Source organism: Dokdonella sp., assembly GCF_019634845.1.
Classification (GTDB): Bacteria; Pseudomonadota; Gammaproteobacteria; order Xanthomonadales; family Rhodanobacteraceae; genus Dokdonella_A.
In genome coordinates this window covers 77,316-94,687 of sequence record NZ_JAHCAQ010000010.1, presented here as the reverse complement: position 1 = coordinate 94,687, position 17,372 = coordinate 77,316, and the positions used below count along the sequence as shown (strand labels likewise).

The following is a 17,372-nucleotide window of genomic DNA, read 5'->3' as shown; positions in this document are numbered from 1 at the left end:
CCGGCGCGCCCGCGTGCGCCGCGCAGTTAGCCGGACTTGGCGCGTGCGCCGCTGCGATACAGCAGCCAGCCCACCAGCGCGAGCACGGCGAGCCCGACGTACTGGTTGAAGTGCAGGCTGGCCGGCAGCGCAAGCACGTCGGCGCGCGCCGACACCACGATCGGGATCGCGATGAGGATACCGGTGAGCGCCTCACCCGTGATGAGGCCGGCCGAGAACAGTGTACCCGGCCGATGGATGCGGTCGCGTTCGGCTTCGTCGTGTGGCGCCACGCCATGCTTCTTCTCGACGAAATGCGCGAGCAGGCCACCGAGGAAGATCGGCACCATGAGTTCGAGCGGCAGATAGATGCCGATCGCGGCGGCCAGCACCGGCACGCGGAAACTCGACTTGCGTGCCTTGAGCCATTCATCCAGCGCGATGATGGCGGCGCCCACCAGCACGCCGATGCCGATCATCGTCCACGGCAGCTCGCCGCCGAACATGCCCTTGGCCACCGATGCCATCAGGGTCGCCTGTGGCGCCGACAGCGCATTGGGGTGCTCGGGCGTTGGCGCGCCAATGCCGTAGGCGGCCGCCAGCAGGTTGAGCACCGGCGCCATGATGAGGGCGCAGGAAAACGCGCCGATCGCCAGCATGAGCTGCTGCTTCCACGGCGTCGCACCGACGAGGTAACCGGCCTTGAGATCCTGCAGGTTGTCGCCGCCGACCGCCGCCGCGCAGCACACCACCGCGCCGATCATGATCGCGGCCACTGCGCCGATCGGGGATTGGCGTCCGAGCAGCGCGACCAGCACCAGCGAGGCGAACAGGATGGTCGCGATGGTGATACCCGACACCGGGTTGTTGGAGGAGCCGACCAGGCCCGCGAGATAGGCCGACACCGATACGAACAGGAAGCCAGCCACGATCATGATCACGGTCATGGTGAGCCCGACGCCCCAGCTGTCGACGATGGCGTGGTAGAGCAGTGCGAGCGGCACCACGAAGGCCACCAGCGCCACCAGCATCCACTTCATCGGAATGTCGCGTTCGGTTTCGGCGACCACCGCGTCGGCGCCTTTGCGCGCGGCGGCGAAGCCGCTCTTGACGCCGTTGAGCAGCGACTTGCGCAGCGAGAACAGCGTCCACACGCCGCCGACCAGCATTGCGCCCACGCCCAGATAGCGGATCTGCGAGGACCAGATCGCACCGGCCGCATCGGCCGCGCTCGCATCGACGATCCTGCTCGCCAGCGCCGGATCGCTGGCGAGGAAGAACGCATGGTACAGCGGGATCGCGATGTGCCAGGACAGGACGCTGCCCGACAGCACCACGATGCCGACATTGAGACCGACGATGTAGCCGACCCCAAGCAGTGCGGGCGACAGGTTGGTGCCGAGGTAGCCGAGATACTTGCCAAGGAAGCCGGCACCGACCGCGTTGTCGGGAATCAGGCGCAGGCCGCTTTCGGCCGAAAATTTGACCAGCGCGCCGAGCAGACCCGAGAAGCCGAGTATGCGCAGCCCCGGCCCCGGATTGTCGCCGGCCTTGAGTACTTCGGCGGCTGCTTTGCCCTCGGGGAACGGCAGCGGTTCCTCGACGATCATCGAGCGCCGCAGCGGCACCGAGAACAGTACCCCGAGCAGACCGCCGAGGCCGGCGATCGCCAGTACCCACGAATAACGGAAGTCCTGCCAGTAGCCGAGGATGATGAGCGCGGGAATCGTGAAGATCACGCCGGCCGCGATCGAGGAGCCGGCCGAGGCGCCGGTCTGCACGATGTTGTTCTCGAGGATCGTGCCGCCGCCGAGCAGGCGCAGCACGCCCATCGACACCACGGCCGCCGGGATCGCGGTGGCGATGGTCAGACCCGCGAACAGGCCGAGATAGGCATTGGCCGCGGCCAGGATCACCGCCAGGATCATCGACAGGATCACCGCGCGGACGGTGAGCTGGGCGACGGGCTGGGCCGCGCCGGACTGTGCACTCATTGGATTCTCCTCTCCCCCCGCGACTGCCGGGCGCAGTCACAGCGGGCTATCAAAACACATGGCGCGGCAGCCGTCACGCGGGCGGCCGGTTGCAGGGCGTGCGCCCGCGCCGCAGCGATCAGCGGCGGTGCTGGTTGACGGCGTCGCGCAACGCGAGCGTGGCCGCGCGGGCGGCGTGGGCGAAGTCGTGATCGTCGCCGGCGTACAGGATCGCGCGCGAGGAGCTGATCATGAGGCCGCCGCCATCGGCACTGCAGCCATTCTTCACGACGGCTGCGACATCGCCGCCCTGGGCGCCGACACCGGGCACCAGCAGTGGCATCGCGCCGACAAGGCGGCGCACCTGTGCCAGTTCCTCGGGCCAGGTCGCGCCGACCACGAGTGCGCAGTTGCCGTGGCCGTTCCATTCGCGCGCAGCCAGTTCGGCGACGTGCTGGTAGAGCTTGCGGCCGCCGACGTCGAGTTCCTGCAGGTCACGCGAACCCGGATTGGAGGTGCGGCACAGCACGATGACGCCCTTGTCGGCCCGCGCCAGGAACGGTTGCAGGGCGTCGTGACCGAGATAGGGGTTGACCGTCACCGCATCGGCGCCATAGCGGTCGAATGCCTCGCTCGCATAATGCTGTGCCGTCGAGCCGATGTCGCCGCGCTTGGCGTCGAGGATCACCGGGACCTGCGGGTGCGCCGCGTGGATGTGCGCGATCAGCCGTTCGAGCGCAGCCTCCTCGCGCAGCGCCGCGAAGTGGGCAATCTGCGGCTTGAACGCGCACACCAGATCGGCGGTGGCATCGACGATTGCCCGGCAGAACTCGAACGTCGCGTCAGCGTGGTCGCGCAGCTGCGCGGGGAAGCGGGCGGGCTCGGGGTCCAGCCCCACGCACACGAGCGAGTCGTGGCGCTGCCATGCCTGGCGCAGCGCCGTCATGAAATTACGCGTCGCGTTCACCGCGGCGCCTCCGCGCGCGCCCGGCATTGCATCCGCCCGCGGGCGCGCATCGGCCGCATGTCAGGCCAGCTTCTTGTAGCGCAGGCGATGCGGCTTGGCGGCTTCCTCGCCCAGGCGCCGCTTCTTGTCCTGTTCGTACTCGCGGTAGTTGCCCTGGAAGAACTCGACATGCGAGTCGCCCTCGAAGGCGAGGATATGGGTGGCGATGCGGTCGAGGAACCAGCGGTCGTGCGAGATCACGAAGGTATTGCCCGGGAACTCGAGCAGGGCATCCTCGAGCGCGCGCAGCGTCTCGATGTCGAGATCGTTGGACGGCTCGTCCAGCAGCAGGACGTTGCCCCCCTGGAGCAGGGTCTTGGCCAGGTGCAGGCGGCCGCGCTCACCGCCGGACAGCGAGCCGACCATCTTCTGCTGGTCGGGGCCCTTGAAGTTGAAGCGGCCGATGTAGGCGCGCGACTGGATCTCGACGCCGTTGATGTTGAGGATGTCGGCGCCGCCCGAGACTTCCTGGAACACGTTGTGGTTGCCTTCGAGCTTGTCACGGCTCTGGTCGACGTAGGCGATCTTGACGGTCGGGCCGGTCACGATCTCGCCGCTGTCGGGCTGCTCCTGGCCCGTGATCATCTTGAACAGCGTCGACTTGCCGGCGCCGTTGGGGCCGATGATGCCGACGATCGCGCCGGGCGGCACGATGAAGCTGAGATCGTCGATCAGCACGCGATCGCCGAACGACTTGCACACGTGCTTGAATTCGAGCACCGAATTGCCCAGCCGCTCGCCCGGCGGAATGAAGATCTCGTTGGTTTCGTTGCGTTTCTGGTAGTCGACCGACTGCAGTTCCTCGATGCGGGCCAGGCGCGCCTTGCCCTTGGAACGACCGCCCTTGGCATTCTGGCGTGCCCACTCCAGTTCGCGCTGGATCGCCTTCTGGCGCGCTTTTTCCTGGTTTTCCTCCTGCTTGAGCCGCTCGTCCTTCTGCTCCAGCCACGAGGAATAGTTGCCCTTCCACGGAATGCCGCGGCCGCGGTCGAGTTCGAGAATCCACTCGGCGGCGTTGTCGAGGAAGTAGCGGTCGTGGGTCACGGCCACCACCGTGCCCGGGAAGTCGTGCAGGAAGTTTTCCAGCCATTCCACCGACTCGGCATCGAGATGGTTGGTCGGCTCGTCGAGCAGCAGCATGTCGGGCTTGGACAGCAGCAGCCGGCACAGCGCGACGCGGCGCTTCTCGCCACCCGAGAGTTGGCCGATCTTCGCGTCCCACGGCGGCAGGCGCAGCGCGTCGGCGGCCACCTCGAGCTGGCGCTCGAGCGCATGCGCGTCCGAGGCGGCGAGGATGTTCTCCAGCCGCTGCTGCTCGGCCGCGAGCTTGTCGAAATCGGCGCCTTCCTCGCCATAGGCGGCATAGATCGCCTCGAGCTTCTGCTGCGCGTCGAGCACCTCCGAGACGCCTTCCTCGACCGATTCGCGCACGGTCTTGTCCGGGTCGAGCTGCGGCTCCTGCGCCAGATAGCCGACCTTGATGCCGGGCTGCGGCCGCGCCTCGCCCTGGAAGTCGGTGTCGACGCCGGCCATGATGCGCAGCACGGTCGACTTGCCGGCACCGTTGAGGCCGAGCAGGCCGATCTTGGCGCCCGGGAAGAACGACAGCGAAATATCCTTGATGATCTGGCGCTTGGGCGGCACGGTCTTGCTGACGCCGATCATGGTGTAGATGTATTGCATGCAGGCTCCGGGCAGGCGCGCGCCGCCAGCGTGGCGGGCAGGGTAGGTCGGGAAACCGCGCATTATCGCCGATCAAGGCACGCTGCGTCATGCGAAACGGCGCGCCGGGCCCGGCCGGCGGCATAATTCCTGCTGCAACGCGGTACCATTGCCGTCTCCCGCCCCGGCACAGGTTCCGCCATGTTTCCGAAGGATGCCCGCATCGCAGGTTTCGATCCCGAACTGGCCCAGGCGATCGCCGACGAGCAGCGCCGCCAGGAGGATCACGTCGAGCTGATCGCCTCGGAAAACTACGCCAGCCCGCGCGTGCTCGAGGCACAGGGCAGCGTGCTCACCAACAAGTACGCCGAGGGCTATCCGCACAAGCGCTACTACGGCGGGTGCGAGTACGTCGACGTGGCCGAGAGCCTGGCCATCGAGCGCGTCAAGCAGCTGTTCGACTGCGACTATGCCAACGTGCAGCCGCACTCGGGTTCGCAGGCCAACCAGGCCGTGTACTTCGCGCTGCTGCAGCCGGGCGACACGATCCTCGGCATGAGCCTCGCCCATGGTGGCCACCTCACCCACGGCGCCAAGGTCAACCTGTCGGGCAAGGTCTTCAACGCCGTGCAGTACGGCGTCGATGCCAACGGTCTGCTCGACTACGACGAAATCGAACGCCTTGCGCTCGAGCACAAGCCCAAGATGGTGGTGGCCGGCTTCTCGGCCTATTCGCAGGTGATGGACTGGGCCCGCTTCCGCGCCATCGCCGACAAGGTCGGCGCCTGGCTGTTTGTCGACATGGCGCATCCGGCCGGCCTCATCGCCGCCGGCGTCTATCCGAGCCCGCTGCCGCATGCGCATGTGGTGACCTCGACCACGCACAAGACGCTGCGCGGCCCGCGCGGCGGCATCGTGCTGGCGAAAAATCCGTCCGAGGAGCTGGTCAAGAAGCTGCAGTCGATCGTGTTTCCGGCGCTGCAGGGCGGTCCGCTCATGCATGTGATCGCGGCCAAGGCGGTCGCGTTCAAGGAAGCGCTCGAGCCCGAGTTCAAGGCCTACCAGCAGCAGGTGGCGAAGAACGCCAAGGCGATGGCGCGCACGCTGATCGCACGTGGCTACAAGGTCGTGTCGGGCGGCACCGAAAACCATCTCATGCTGGTCGACCTGATCGGCAAGCCGCTCACGGGCAAGGATGCCGAAGCCCTGCTCGGCAAGGCCCATATCACGGTCAACAAGAACGCGGTGCCCAACGACCCGCAGAAGCCGTTCGTGACCTCGGGCCTGCGCATCGGCACGCCGGCGGTGACCACGCGCGGCTACGGCGAGCAGGACTGTGTCGATCTGGCCGGCTGGATCTGCGACGTGCTCGACGCGCCGCATGACGAGCAGGTGCTCGCCGCCGTGCGCGACAAGGTCGTCGCGCAGTGCCGCAAGTACCCGGTGTATGGCTGAGCGCGTGCACGCGAGTCGCGGCGGACGGGCCGGCGCAGTCAGCGCGTCGCATGCGCGGCCTGCATTCCTGTCGCCCGACTTCGGCGCCTGCTGACGATGCACTGCCTGTACTGCCAGCATCCCGACACTCGCGTCATCGACAGCCGCGTCAGCGACGACGGCACGATGATCCGGCGCCGGCGCGAGTGCGAGCAGTGCGGCGAGCGCTTCAACACCTTCGAGACCGCCGAGGTCAAGCTGCCCAATGTGGTCAAGAGCGACGGTCGCCGCGAGCCGTTCGACGAGGCCAAGCTGCGCACCGGTTTTCGCCGTGCGCTGCAGAAGCGGCCGATTGCGAGCGAGGCCGTCGACGCGGCCGTGCGCGCGGTCATCACCGAGCTGCGCCGCAGCGGCGAGCGCGAAGTGCCGAGTCTGCGCGTCGGCGAGCTCGTCATGCACGAGCTCAAGCAACTCGATCACGTCGCCTACGTGCGCTTTGCCTCGGTGTACCGCAGTTTCGAGGACGTGCAGGCGTTCCGCGAGGAGATCGAGCGTCTCGAACGCGACCTGCCCGGCACCGACATCCAACTGCCGTTGCTGCACGAATGAGCTGCTGCGGCGCGCGCATCGAGCGACATGCGCCGTGCGCCACGCGCAGGGTCGATGCCGCGTTGGCGCCGGTGTGCGCCGGCGCCGCTGCGCCGCCCCGCCATCGGCTGTGCCCGGCACCGCGATGAGCGCGAGCGCCGCCGACCACGCCTGGATGGCGCGTGCGCTGCAGCTGGCCGCGCGCGGGCTGTACACGACGCAGCCCAATCCGCGCGTCGGCTGCGTGCTCGTGCGGGACGATGCCTGCGTCGGCGAAGGCTGGCACGTGCGTGCCGGCGAGGCGCACGCCGAAGTGCTCGCATTGCATGCCGCCGGCGAGCGTGCGCGCGGCGCCACCGCATACGTCACGCTCGAACCCTGCGCCCACCATGGCCGCACGCCGCCCTGCGTCGATGCGCTCATCGCCGCCGGTGTCGCGCGCGTGGTGGTGGCGATGACCGACCCCAATCCGAAAGTCGCCGGACGCGGCCTGCAGCGGCTGCGCGAGGCCGGCATCGCGGTCGATGTCGGCCTGCTGGCCGAGCCGGCCGGCGAGCTCAATCGCGGCTTCTGCAGTCGCATGCAGCGCGCGCGGCCATGGCTGCGCATCAAGCTCGCGATGAGCCTGGACGGCCGCACCGCGCTCGCCAACGGCCGCTCGCAATGGATCAGCGGCGACGGCGCGCGTGCCGACGTGCAGCACTGGCGCGCGCGCAGCAGCGCGATCCTGACCGGCAGCGCCACCGTACTGGCCGACGATCCGCGCCTGACCGTGCGGCTCGGTGCGGCGGCCGGTGACGTGCACGTTGCACCGGCGGACGCGGCCGGCGGTCGCGCAGGCATTGCCGCCGCCGCCGCGCCAAGTCCTTTCGTGCAGCCGCTGCGCGTGGTGCTCGATGCCGCGCTGCGTATCCCCGCCCAGGCACGCGTGCTCGATGCGAGCGCGCCGACGCTGCTGCTGCATGCGCCGCCGGCCACGCTCGGCGGTGCGCGCCATGGCAGCGCCGAACTGCTCGCGATGCCCAGTCACGCCGGCCGCCTCGATCTGGCTGCGGTGCTGGCCGAGCTCGCGCGGCGCGGCGCCAACGAGGTGCAGGTGGAGGCCGGACCGACCCTGTGCGGTGCGCTGTTCGCCGCCGGCCTCGTCGACGAGCTGCTGCTGTACATCGCGCCGGTTCTGCTCGGCGATGCGGCGCGCCCGCTGCTGCACCTGCCGCCGCTGCAGGACATGGCGGCGCGCTGGCGGTTGCGCCTGGTCGAGCAGCGCGCGATCGGCAGCGATTGGCGCCTGCTGCTGCGGCCCGCGGCGAGCGGCGCGGAGTAGACGATGTTCACCGGCATCATCCAGGCCGTCGGCCACATCGTCGCGCGCCAGGCGCAGGGCGCCGGTGCGCGCCTCGTCATCGACGCGGGCTCGCTCGACCTCACCGACGTCGCACTCGGCGACAGCATCGCGGTGGCCGGTGTCTGCCTCACCGTGGTCGCGCGCGAGGGCCGCCAGTGGTGTGCCGACGTGTCGGCCGAGACGCTCGCGCGCACCACGCTCGGTGCGCTGGCGCCCGCGGCGCGCGTCAATCTCGAAAAGGCGCTGCGGCTCAGTGACCGGCTCGGCGGCCATCTCGTGAGCGGCCACGTCGATGGCATCGGCGAGGTGGTGGCGATCGAGCCGGAGGCCGGCGGCGCGCAGCGCTGGACCTTGCGTGCGCCCGCCGCGCTGATGCGCTACATCGCGGTCAAGGGTTCGATCTGCGTCGATGGCACCAGCCTCACGGTCAACACGCTCGCCGGCGATTGCTTCGGCGTCAGCTTGATCCCGCATACGCTCCTCGCCACGAGCCTCGGCGGCGCCCGTCCCGGCAGCGCGGTCAATCTCGAGGTGGATCTCATGGCGCGTTACGCCGAGCGCCTTGCCCAAGGCACCGACGCCGCCACTTGAACCGCGCCCGGCGCGGGCAAATATCGCGCCGCACATTTCCGCCACGCTCTCCCGGTCACGCCATGTCCTTTGCCACCATTCCCGAACTCATCGACGAAATCCGCGCCGGCCGCATGGTCGTGGTGGTCGACGACGAGGATCGCGAGAACGAAGGCGACCTCATCATGGCGGCGCAGAAAGTGCGGCCCGAGGACATCAATTTCATGGCGCGCGAGGCGCGCGGCCTGATCTGTCTGGCGCTGAGCCAGGCGCGCTGCAGCCAGCTCGGCCTGCGTCCCATGGTCGCCAACAACACCTCGCCGCACCACACCAATTTCACGGTGTCGATCGAGGCCGCCGAAGGCGTCACCACCGGCATTTCCGCCTTCGATCGCGCGCGCACCGTGCAGGCCGCCGTGCGCGCCGATGCCCGGCCGGCCGACCTGACCCAGCCCGGCCACATCTTTCCGCTCACCGCACGCAACGGCGGCGTGCTCACGCGCGCGGGCCATACCGAAGCGGCGGCCGATCTGGCGGCGCTGGCCGGTTTCGAGCCGGCCGGCGTGCTGGTCGAGATCCTGCACGAGGATGGCTCGATGGCGCGGCGACCCGAGCTCGAACGCTTCGCCGCGCAGCATGGGCTCAAGATCGGCACGATTGCCGATCTCATTCGTCACCGGCTGCGCAATGAGCGCACCGTGGTGCGCGTGTTCGAACGCGAGGTCGATACCGAATTCGGCCCGTTCCGTCTCGTCGGCTACCGTGACCAGCTCGCCGGGCTGGCGCATTTCGCGCTGGTGCGCGGCGCCGTCGACGGCGCCGCACCGGTGCTCGCTCGCGTGCACCTGCGCGACACCGGCAGCGACGTGCTGCATCTGCGCGAGGGCGCCGGCACGATCACCGCCACCGCGGCGCTGCGTCGCATTGCCGCCAGCGAGCGGGGTGTGGTGGTGGTGCTGTCGGCGCCCGACGAGGGTGAGCGCGTGCTCGAGCGCCTGCAGGCGGTGGCGGTCGATGGGGCCGATGGTGCCTACGATGGCCGCCTGCATGGCGTGGGTGCGCAGATTCTGCGCGACCTCGGCGTGCGGCGCCTGCGCGTGCTCGGCACGCCGCGCCGCTTCGCCGCGCTCGGCGGCTTCGGCCTCGACGTCGACGGCTACGAGGATCTGCCGCGCGACGGCACCGCATGAGCGCAAAAACGCGCGACAATGGGCTGGCCTGCGCCGGCGGCGGCAGGTGCCCGCGGGCGCACGCACGAGCGTGCGCGCCGGGCCGCAACCCGCCGGGCCGCGAGGCCCGCCCGATTGGAACGATCTGACCCATGCCAACGCTCAGTGGCGAGCTGCGACCGCATGCCGGTGCACGCATCGCGATCATCGCCAGTCGCTGGAACCCGGCCATCGTCGATGCGCTGGTCGACGGCGCCCGGCGCTGCCTGCAGGCGCATGGCGTGGCCGAGGCCGACATCGACGTGGTCCGCGTGCCCGGCGCCTGGGAGATCCCGCAGCTGGCGGCGCACCTGGCCGGGCGCGGTTACGCGGCGCTGCTCGCGCTGGGCTGCGTGGTGCGTGGTGACACCCGCCACTACGAACATGTCGCCGACAATTGCGCGCAAGGCCTGCTGCGGGTCGCGCTCGACCACCGCCTGCCCGTGCTCAACGGCGTGCTTGCCGTCGAGCGTCACGCCGACGCGCAGGCACGCGCCGGCGGCGCGCACGGCAACAAGGGCGAGGAAGTCGCGCTGGCCGCACTGGAGATGATCGACCTGTGGAGGACACCATGAGCCAGCCATCGCATCCATCCGGCGTCGATCCGGCCGCGCGGTCGCGGGCGCGGCGACGCGCGCTGCAGGCCGTCTATGCCTGGCAGATGTCGGGCAACCGCATCGAGGGCATCGTCGAGCAGTTCCGCAGCGAGCAGGACATGCAGATCGCCGACCTGCCGTATTTCGAGGAGCTCGTGCGCGGGGTGGCGCGCAGCCAGGCCGAGCTCGATGCGTTGCTGCTGCCGCTGCTCGATCGCGAGGTTGCGCGGGTCGACCCGATCGAGCGCGCCGCGCTGCGCATCGCCGCCTATGAATTGCGCGAGCGCATCGACGTGCCCTATCGCGTCGTCATCAACGAAGCGGTCGAGGCCACCAAGCGGTTTGGCGCCGAACATGGCCACACCTATGTCAACGGCGTTCTCGATCGGCTCGCGGCCAGCCTGCGCGCGGCCGAATACAGCGTTTCGCGCTGACGGCGCGGCGGACGCGGGCGATGGAATTCGCGCTGATCGAGCGCATCCGCGATCGCTGCACCGGCGCGCGTGCCGATGTGGTGCTCGGCATCGGTGACGACGCGGCCCTGCTGCGCGTGCCCGCCGCCCATGAGCTGGCCGTCACCACCGACACCCTGGTCGCCGGCGTGCATTTTCCGCACGGCGCCGATGCCGCCGACATCGGTTGGAAGGCGCTCGCGGTCAACCTGTCGGACCTGGCCGCGATGGGCGCCATGCCAGCCTGGGTTCTGCTTGCGCTGACGCTGCCGCAGGCCGATGCGGCCTTCGTCGACGGCTTCGCGAGCGGCTTTGCCGAGCTCATGCAACTGCATGGCGTGGCGCTGGTCGGTGGCGATACCACCGGCGGTCCGCTCGCGATCGGCGTCACCGCGCACGGCCTGGTACCGACCGGGTGCGCGCTGCGTCGCGACGGCGCACAGGTCGGCGACGCGGTGTTCGTCACCGGCACGCTCGGCGATGCGGCCGCCGGATTGCGCTGGCTCGATGAAGCGCGCGCGCGGCGCGACGGCGTGGACCCGTCCAGTCGCGCGGCGCTGCTGCAACGCATGCGCCGGCCCACCCCGCGCGTCGCCGCCGGCATCGCGCTGCGCGGCATCGCCAGTGCCTGCATCGACGTCTCCGACGGACTCGTCGCCGACCTTGGCCACGTCGCGCGCCGCAGCGCGGTCGGCATCCGCCTGCACGCCGCGCAACTGCCGGCGTCACCGGCGCTGCGCGCCGCCTGCGCCGGCGAGCTGCGCATCGCCTTGCAGGCCGCCGGCGGCGACGACTACGAGCTCGCGTTCAGCGCGCCGCCCGCGCACGAGGACTTCATATTGCGTGAGCTGGCCGCACTCGGCTGTGGCGCCACGCGGATCGGCAGCGTGGTGGCCGGCAGCGGCGTGCAGCTCGTCGATGCGGCCGATCGACCGGTCGCGCTGGCGCAGCCCGGCTGGGAGCACTTCGCATGAGCCTCGACCGCGCGCAGCGGCGTGCGCTGCTCGGTCACCCGGGCGGATGGATCGCCTGCGGCTTCGGCTCGGGCCTCAGTCCGCTCGCGCCCGGCACCGCCGGCTCACTCGCCGCGCTGCTGCCGTGGCCCCTGCTGCGCGAACTGCCGTGGCCGTGGTATCTCGTGCTGCTCGCGCTCGGCTTCGCGCTCGGGGTGTGGGCAGCGAACGTCGCGATGGCGCGCCTGCAGCGCAGCGACCCCGGTTGCGTGGTCATCGACGAGTTCGTCGGCCAGTGGCTCGCCCTGCTGCCGCTCGTATTCGCGCCGCGTGGCTGGCCGTGGCTCCTGGCCGGCTTCGCGCTGTTCCGCCTGTTCGACATCTGGAAACCCTGGCCCGTGTCATGGGCCGACCGCCGCGTCGACGGTGGCCTTGGCGTGATGCTCGATGACGTGATCGCCGGCGCCTACGCCGCGCTCATGCTCGCGCTGGCGCTGTATCTGAGCGCGCCCGGCTAGCCCGCGCGGGCGTCGTCCGTGGCGCACCGCCATGCGGCGGCGCCTGGCCGCGGACGCTGGTGACGCCGCCCTTGTGCAAGGACCCGTGTTGGCCAGTCCCCGGCTGCATCGGGCGCGGTCGTGCGCGCGGCGCGGGCCTGCTCCGGCGTGCCCGGCGGGACGGGCCTGCCCGGTCGGCCCGAAAAATCGTTTGAACCTGCGTGCGCCGCGATGCGACTGAGCTGAACGGACACCACCGGACTGGCAGCGACAGCACCACCGGGGGACCACAACCCTGATCGAACTCATCCAGGAGATTCCCATGAAGAACCAGCTCGTCGCCGCCATCGTGCTTGCTTTCGCGTTGTCGCCGGTTGCCTACGCGCAGAAGAGCAAGTCCGACGTCAAGATCGACAACGTGATCACCACCAATGCCGCCGTCATGGGCTCGACCGCCAAGCAGTCGATCGACATCGGCAATGCGAAGGACGGTGGCCAGTCGTCGGTCAACGGCAAGAACGTCATCGTCACCAACGCCGCGGTGATGGGTTCCAAGGCCGAGCAGAGCACACAGATCGGCAACGCCAGCGGTGGCGGCAAGTCGACGGTCAAGTTCGACAACCTGATCCAGACCAATGCGGCCGTGATGGGCTCGACGGCCAAGCAGAACCTCAAGCTCGGCAATGCCGCCAACGGTGGCGAGGCCACGCTGACCACCAAGAACATCATCGTGACCAACGCGGCCGTGATGGGTTCCAAGGCGACGCAGGACATCAAGGTCGGCAACGCCGAGTGATCGCGGGGTGTCACCAGTGACCGATGGCGTGCCGTCTGGCACGCCATCCACCATCGCCCTGACGGAGGTACCACGGTGAAAACGACCACCTTGCAATCGATGCTCATCGCCGCCGGCATGCTGGCGACCCAGGCCGTGTGGGCTGGTGGCGGCAGTATTGGATCGAGCATCCGCGACCTCGACGAGGGCACGCGCGCCAGCGTCGTCAAGGAACTGTCGAAGATCCACCGTTACGAGGATGGCAAGAACGGCCGCCAGTCGGCGATCCGCAGTCCTGGACAAACCAGCGAAAGCTGCGAGATGAACGTGGCCAGCCCGCAATCGAACTCACCCACTCGCACGCCGACGCCGCGCCGGGCGGTCACGGTCGTGACCGGCAACATCGTGCAGCTATGCAATCGCTGACGCGCTTCCTGCGCAGCGCAGCGCTGGCGGCCGGGCTCGTCACCGCGCTCGGCGGCTGCCAGTCCATGGCCGACACGCGCACGCCGGTGGTCAAGGAGTACGGCGAGCGCGTGCAGCGCACGATGCTGCCGGTGCAGCGCGTGGTCACCGATTTCGACAAGCCGCTGCGCTGCATGGACGAGATGCTCGAGACCTATGGCGCGAGCGCATCGCTGCTGGTCGAGGATCTCAACGACAAGACCGGCAAGGTCTCGGTCGGCACCACGCAGATGTTCATCTCGGCGATGTCGCAGATGACGCGGCGCAGCCATGCGATCCGCACGATGGCGTTCGGTGATGACGTCAAGAACCTCAGCTCGTACATGCTGCAGTCCAATTCCTTGGCTGCGTTCCAGGCCGAGCTGATCCCGACCTATACCGTGCGTGGCTCCATCACCCAGTTCGACGACAACCTGGCCAAGCGCACTGCCGATGCCGGCCTCACGCTCGGCATCGCCAGCAAGAACTTTCTTGGCGTGGGCGCTTCGCGCAGCACTTCGATCAACATGCTCGCACTCGATCTCACCATGGTGCGCGCCAGCGACTTCTCGATCGTGCCCGGCGTCAATTCGCGCAACAGCGCCGCCATCCTGCAGGAAGGTGACGGCCTCGATGGCGAGGCGGCGTTCTCCAAGCTCGGCGTGAACTACATGACGAGCTTTTCCAAGTCCGACGGCAAGACTGTTGCCGTGCGCAACCTCGTCGAGCTGTCGGCGATCGAGCTCATCGGCAAGCTCACCAAGGTGCCGTATTGGAAATGCCTTGGCGTGGATGGCAACCAGCCCGACGTCGTTGCCGAGATCGAGGATTGGCAGGATGGGATGGGCGGCGCCGAGAAGCTCGCGTTCTATATCCGTCACCTGACTGCAATCGGTTTGCTGCCCGATGATGGCAAGCCGACCGATCCGACGGCATTCAAGACCGCGCTGCGACGCTACTTCGACGTGCTTGGCGTACCCTATAGCGGCGAGTTCTCGCTGGCGCTGATGAAGGCGCATTTCGCTGCCGACCAGCAGCAGGTGATGGCCAAACTCGAGGCTGCGGCCAAGCCCACCTTGCGCGCCACGCTGCAGGCCGTGCCGGTCGATCCGGCCAAGTCGACCGCCGTGCGCTTTCGGCTGACGGCGAGTCTCGATTCGTACGCGTACTGCTTCCTGCAGGACGAGGCCGGCGTGATTGCACGCATCCATCCCAACCGCTGGCAGGGTCAGTCGCGCCTGGCAGCCGGGCGCGCGTTGGAGCTGCCGGCCGGCCGCTTCCAGATCACCACCGCGCCCACCGTGCAGTACCTGCAGTGCTTCGTCACCACGCGCAACATCGACAGTGCGCTCGGTGGCGCACTGCCCGGCGGTGATCTGGCGCCGCTGCCGGCAATCAAGGATCTGGCGGCATTGCGCGCGCTGTTGACGCGGCTGGCACCCGATGCCGTCGCGCCGGCAATCCAGTTCAAGGGCGTGGGCGCCGCCCTTGCCGCCAATCCGTATGGGGGCTGAGTCGTGAAGCGTGCCTGGTCGATGATCTTGATGATGCCGTGGGTTGCCTGCGGCATGGCCGTGACGCAGCGCGTCATGGCGGCGGTGGAGCCCGGTGAAGCCAGCGCCGCGCGTGGCCTGGGCGAGATCGAATCGCTCACTGCAACCGCATTGCCAGCGCCGCAAGGCAAGCGCCACACGCTGCGCTGCTGGCAGAAGGGTTATCTCATCGTCGAGCGCACGGTTGCGGCGCCGCCGGCCGAGGCCGAGCGCTCGGTGCCGGTGGCGACCGGCAAGGGCGAAGGCCTGCGCCTGTACGACCTGCAGAATGCATTGTGCGTGATAGAGTGAATGGGCGGGAGCATACCCATGCGCACTGACTCGGCATCCCAGACGCGGTCCGCGGGATCTGATCTGGACAATGACACGGCGCTGTATCTGCTGCAGCGTGTGGCCGCTCGCGACGAGCAGGCGTTCATCACGCTGCATCGGGCGATGGGACGCCGCATCTTTGCCTACGCATTGCGTCTGCTCGGCAACCACGATCAGGCCGAAGAAGTCGTGTCCGACACGATGTTCGAGGTGTGGCGCAACCCGACGCGCTTCGAGGGGCGGTCGCGCTTTTCCACCTGGGTGCTCGGCATCGCACGTCATCGCGTGCTCGATCGCTTGCGCGCGCCGTCGCGCCTGCTCGACGCCACCAGTACCGAGATCGACGAGGCATTGCCGGCCGAGGACGTGTCGGCGTTCGAATCGGTCGCTGCGCAGGAGCGCGAGCGCGGCGTACGCAACTGCATGGACAAGCTGTCAGACGTGCACCGCGAATGCCTGCATCTGGTGTTCTACGAGGGCGCGCCGTTGGCCGACGTCGCGGTGTTGCAGGACTGTCCCGAGAATACCGTCAAGACGCGCCTGTTCCACGCGCGCAGGAACATCCAGAACTGCCTGCGCCTGTTGCTGATCAACGAAGGACGCGCCAGTACGAGGACCGCCAATCATGCCTGACCTGCACGACTCAATGCCCTGGTACGTCAACCGTACCCTCGATGGGCCCATGTGCGCCGAACTGGCGCGCCGGCTGCGCAACGATCCGGCGTTGCGCAACGAACTGGCGTTCTGGGAGCAGGTTGCGACAGGCCAGAGCCGCCTTGATGCCGTGGCCGAGGACATTGCGCTGCAACGCACGCTGGAGCGGATCCGCCGCGAAACAGGCACGCACGTGGCCCGCCGCGACGCGCCCGCTTCGCGGCAGGCGCCGGTCAGGTCATTGCTGGGTCGGCTGTTGGCGTTGCCCGAGGGCTGGCTGCGGCCCGCGCTGGCCTGCACGTTGCTGGTCGTGGTGGCCCAATCGGTCGCGCTGCTGGTGACGCGCACCGATGGACACAACCTCATGCGCGGCAGCGCCACCCATGACGAGACGGCGGGCGCGCACATTCCAGCCGATTCGGTGTTGCTGCGCGTCGCGTTCGATCCAGCGGTCAGCGAGGCCCAGATGCGGCTGCTGCTCGCGCGCTACCAGGCCTCGATCGTCGCCGGCCCCGGCGAAGGCGGCGACTATTACCTGGCCGTGCCGAGCCAGCGCGCGATCGCCGCCACCGACGGCCTGCGTGCGGCGCCAGCTGTGCGCTCGGTGGTCGGCGTGGAACGTCTGCCGGCGCCGCGGCCGCCCAAAACGCCTTGAACCGATCGCGCCCCGGCGCCGACTCATGCAGCGGACCCACCCCTGGAGCATCGAGATGAACTTCCGCATCGCCGTTCTCGCCGCATTCGCCGCCGCGCTCGCGCCGACCGCGCAGGCGCAGAACGCCCGCTACATCGGCACCAACGAAGTGCCGCGGCCGATCGATGTGGCGCGCGCGCTGGCGGGGCAGAATTTCCGTCCACGGGTTCGCACGCGTGGCCTGTCGTTCGATGACGGTGCCGCCACGCCGGCACCATCGGCGGCCGAGGTCGATGCGACAACCGGCACCGATGTTGGCGGCGATGTCCAAGCCGGCGGCACGCTTGATGTCGCAATCGGCTTCGCGCTGGGCTCGGCGCAGCTGCAGCCCCAGGCCACGGCTCAGCTCGACGCGATCGCCGAGGGGCTGAAGCTGCTCGATCCGGCCACGACCATCGTCATCGATGGCCACACTGACGCCACCGGCACGCCGCAGTTCAACGAGCTGCTGTCGCAGCGCCGCGCCGAGGCCGTCAAGCATTACCTGCAACAGCAGCATCACATTTCCGCGGAGCGCCTGCAGACCCACGGCTTCGGTCAGCGCGCGCCGCTCGATTCGGCACATCCGTTCGATCCGCGCAATCGTCGGGTGCAGTTCCGCTTGGGCTGAGTCGTCTGATTCAAGGCACCACAAGGCACGGCTGCCGAGGCGGGCAGTCGTGCACCGCGCACCACGG

19 protein-coding genes are annotated in these 17,372 nt (G+C 69.0%); 16 read left to right on the top strand and 3 right to left on the bottom strand.

Annotation, left to right across the window (positions count from 1 at the left end):
- Positions 1 to 26 precede the first annotated feature (26 nt).
- The 3 genes from KF903_RS09105 to ettA form a co-directional block, all read right to left on the bottom strand.
- Positions 27 to 1,973 (bottom strand): oligopeptide transporter, OPT family, encoded by a 1,947-nt coding sequence (locus tag KF903_RS09105; protein WP_291213855.1) that lies wholly within the window; start codon positions 1,971 to 1,973, stop codon positions 27 to 29.
- A 118-nt stretch (positions 1,974 to 2,091) separates the two neighbouring features.
- The gene (pyrF, locus tag KF903_RS09100) at positions 2,092 to 2,898 is read right to left on the bottom strand and encodes an orotidine-5'-phosphate decarboxylase (protein WP_291213932.1); all 807 of its coding nucleotides are present in this window, start codon (positions 2,896 to 2,898) and stop codon (positions 2,092 to 2,094) included.
- A gap of 81 nt (positions 2,899 to 2,979) precedes the next feature.
- Positions 2,980 to 4,641 (bottom strand): energy-dependent translational throttle protein EttA, encoded by a 1,662-nt coding sequence (gene ettA, locus KF903_RS09095; RefSeq protein ID WP_291213853.1) that lies wholly within the window; start codon positions 4,639 to 4,641, stop codon positions 2,980 to 2,982.
- Between the two features lie 180 nt (positions 4,642 to 4,821).
- Here ettA and glyA point away from each other — a divergent pair, with 180 nt between their 5' ends.
- From glyA to KF903_RS09015, 16 genes are all read left to right on the top strand, one after another.
- Entirely contained in the window at positions 4,822 to 6,075 is a 1,254-nt protein-coding gene (gene glyA / locus KF903_RS09090; protein ID WP_291213851.1) for a serine hydroxymethyltransferase, read from the top strand.
- A 96-nt stretch (positions 6,076 to 6,171) separates the two neighbouring features.
- The gene (gene nrdR, locus KF903_RS09085; RefSeq protein WP_291213849.1) at positions 6,172 to 6,663 is read left to right on the top strand and encodes a transcriptional regulator NrdR; all 492 of its coding nucleotides are present in this window, start codon (positions 6,172 to 6,174) and stop codon (positions 6,661 to 6,663) included.
- Between the two features lie 124 nt (positions 6,664 to 6,787).
- Positions 6,788 to 7,966, top strand: a complete 1,179-nt coding sequence (ribD, locus tag KF903_RS09080) for a bifunctional diaminohydroxyphosphoribosylaminopyrimidine deaminase/5-amino-6-(5-phosphoribosylamino)uracil reductase RibD (RefSeq protein ID WP_291213847.1) — start codon at positions 6,788 to 6,790, stop codon at positions 7,964 to 7,966.
- 3 nt (positions 7,967 to 7,969) lie between these two features.
- Positions 7,970 to 8,578 carry a riboflavin synthase gene (locus KF903_RS09075; RefSeq protein WP_291213844.1) on the top strand — a complete coding sequence of 203 codons (609 nt, stop codon included), beginning with the start codon at positions 7,970 to 7,972 and terminating at the stop codon, positions 8,576 to 8,578.
- Between the two features lie 62 nt (positions 8,579 to 8,640).
- Positions 8,641 to 9,747 carry a 3,4-dihydroxy-2-butanone-4-phosphate synthase gene (gene ribB / locus KF903_RS09070; RefSeq protein ID WP_291213842.1) on the top strand — a complete coding sequence of 369 codons (1,107 nt, stop codon included), beginning with the start codon at positions 8,641 to 8,643 and terminating at the stop codon, positions 9,745 to 9,747.
- Between the two features lie 131 nt (positions 9,748 to 9,878).
- Positions 9,879 to 10,340 carry a 6,7-dimethyl-8-ribityllumazine synthase gene (gene ribH / locus KF903_RS09065; RefSeq protein WP_291213840.1) on the top strand — a complete coding sequence of 154 codons (462 nt, stop codon included), beginning with the start codon at positions 9,879 to 9,881 and terminating at the stop codon, positions 10,338 to 10,340.
- Positions 10,337 to 10,795: a transcription antitermination factor NusB gene (nusB, locus tag KF903_RS09060; RefSeq protein ID WP_291213838.1), complete on the top strand. Its 459-nt coding sequence runs from the start codon at positions 10,337 to 10,339 to the stop codon at positions 10,793 to 10,795. Before ribH ends, nusB begins: the two co-directional genes overlap by 4 nt.
- Positions 10,796 to 10,815: 20 nt before the next feature.
- Positions 10,816 to 11,787 carry a thiamine-phosphate kinase gene (gene thiL / locus KF903_RS09055; protein WP_291213836.1) on the top strand — a complete coding sequence of 324 codons (972 nt, stop codon included), beginning with the start codon at positions 10,816 to 10,818 and terminating at the stop codon, positions 11,785 to 11,787.
- Entirely contained in the window at positions 11,784 to 12,284 is a 501-nt protein-coding gene (locus tag KF903_RS09050; protein WP_291213834.1) for a phosphatidylglycerophosphatase A, read from the top strand. Before thiL ends, KF903_RS09050 begins: the two co-directional genes overlap by 4 nt.
- A 301-nt stretch (positions 12,285 to 12,585) precedes the next feature.
- A complete protein-coding gene (locus tag KF903_RS09045; protein ID WP_291213832.1) occupies positions 12,586 to 13,059 on the top strand; it encodes a hypothetical protein in 474 nt (157 codons plus the stop codon).
- A 75-nt stretch (positions 13,060 to 13,134) separates the two neighbouring features.
- On the top strand, positions 13,135 to 13,464 hold the full coding sequence (locus KF903_RS09040) for a hypothetical protein (protein WP_291213830.1): 330 nt from the start codon (positions 13,135 to 13,137) through the stop codon (positions 13,462 to 13,464).
- Positions 13,452 to 14,996: a DUF4384 domain-containing protein gene (locus KF903_RS09035; protein ID WP_291213829.1), complete on the top strand. Its 1,545-nt coding sequence runs from the start codon at positions 13,452 to 13,454 to the stop codon at positions 14,994 to 14,996. Before KF903_RS09040 ends, KF903_RS09035 begins: the two co-directional genes overlap by 13 nt.
- A gap of 3 nt (positions 14,997 to 14,999) precedes the next feature.
- Positions 15,000 to 15,326, top strand: a complete 327-nt coding sequence (locus KF903_RS09030; RefSeq protein WP_291213827.1) for a hypothetical protein — start codon at positions 15,000 to 15,002, stop codon at positions 15,324 to 15,326.
- 18 nt (positions 15,327 to 15,344) lie between these two features.
- Complete coding sequence (locus tag KF903_RS09025; protein WP_291213825.1) at positions 15,345 to 15,980, top strand: sigma-70 family RNA polymerase sigma factor; 636 nt, start codon at positions 15,345 to 15,347, stop codon at positions 15,978 to 15,980.
- Positions 15,973 to 16,656 carry a hypothetical protein gene (locus KF903_RS09020; protein ID WP_291213823.1) on the top strand — a complete coding sequence of 228 codons (684 nt, stop codon included), beginning with the start codon at positions 15,973 to 15,975 and terminating at the stop codon, positions 16,654 to 16,656. The genes KF903_RS09025 and KF903_RS09020 overlap by 8 nt, the downstream gene beginning before the upstream one ends.
- Positions 16,657 to 16,681: 25 nt before the next feature.
- Positions 16,682 to 17,305 carry an OmpA family protein gene (locus KF903_RS09015; protein WP_291213821.1) on the top strand — a complete coding sequence of 208 codons (624 nt, stop codon included), beginning with the start codon at positions 16,682 to 16,684 and terminating at the stop codon, positions 17,303 to 17,305.
- Positions 17,306 to 17,372: the final 67 nt, after the last annotated feature.

Excerpts from the sequence above, each read along its gene's own strand:
- KF903_RS09075 (WP_291213844.1), top strand. The coding sequence starts at position 7,970 with ATGTTCACCGGCATCATCCAGGCCGTCGGCCACATCGTCGCGCGCCAG.
- KF903_RS09045 (WP_291213832.1), top strand. The coding sequence starts at position 12,586 with ATGAAGAACCAGCTCGTCGCCGCCATCGTGCTTGCTTTCGCGTTGTCG.
- KF903_RS09050 (WP_291213834.1), top strand. The coding sequence starts at position 11,784 with ATGAGCCTCGACCGCGCGCAGCGGCGTGCGCTGCTCGGTCACCCGGGC.
- ribD (WP_291213847.1), top strand. The coding sequence starts at position 6,788 with ATGAGCGCGAGCGCCGCCGACCACGCCTGGATGGCGCGTGCGCTGCAG.
- KF903_RS09035 (WP_291213829.1), top strand. The coding sequence starts at position 13,452 with ATGCAATCGCTGACGCGCTTCCTGCGCAGCGCAGCGCTGGCGGCCGGG.
- KF903_RS09025 (WP_291213825.1), top strand. The coding sequence starts at position 15,345 with ATGCGCACTGACTCGGCATCCCAGACGCGGTCCGCGGGATCTGATCTG.
- ribB (WP_291213842.1), top strand. The coding sequence starts at position 8,641 with ATGTCCTTTGCCACCATTCCCGAACTCATCGACGAAATCCGCGCCGGC.
- ettA (WP_291213853.1), bottom strand. The coding sequence starts at position 4,641 with ATGCAATACATCTACACCATGATCGGCGTCAGCAAGACCGTGCCGCCC.
- nusB (WP_291213838.1), top strand. The coding sequence starts at position 10,337 with ATGAGCCAGCCATCGCATCCATCCGGCGTCGATCCGGCCGCGCGGTCG.
- ribH (WP_291213840.1), top strand. The coding sequence starts at position 9,879 with ATGCCAACGCTCAGTGGCGAGCTGCGACCGCATGCCGGTGCACGCATC.
- KF903_RS09105 (WP_291213855.1), bottom strand. The coding sequence starts at position 1,973 with ATGAGTGCACAGTCCGGCGCGGCCCAGCCCGTCGCCCAGCTCACCGTC.
- nrdR (WP_291213849.1), top strand. The coding sequence starts at position 6,172 with ATGCACTGCCTGTACTGCCAGCATCCCGACACTCGCGTCATCGACAGC.
- KF903_RS09015 (WP_291213821.1), top strand. The coding sequence starts at position 16,682 with ATGCAGCGGACCCACCCCTGGAGCATCGAGATGAACTTCCGCATCGCC.
- glyA (WP_291213851.1), top strand. The coding sequence starts at position 4,822 with ATGTTTCCGAAGGATGCCCGCATCGCAGGTTTCGATCCCGAACTGGCC.
- thiL (WP_291213836.1), top strand. The coding sequence starts at position 10,816 with ATGGAATTCGCGCTGATCGAGCGCATCCGCGATCGCTGCACCGGCGCG.
- pyrF (WP_291213932.1), bottom strand. The coding sequence starts at position 2,898 with ATGACGGCGCTGCGCCAGGCATGGCAGCGCCACGACTCGCTCGTGTGC.
- KF903_RS09020 (WP_291213823.1), top strand. The coding sequence starts at position 15,973 with ATGCCTGACCTGCACGACTCAATGCCCTGGTACGTCAACCGTACCCTC.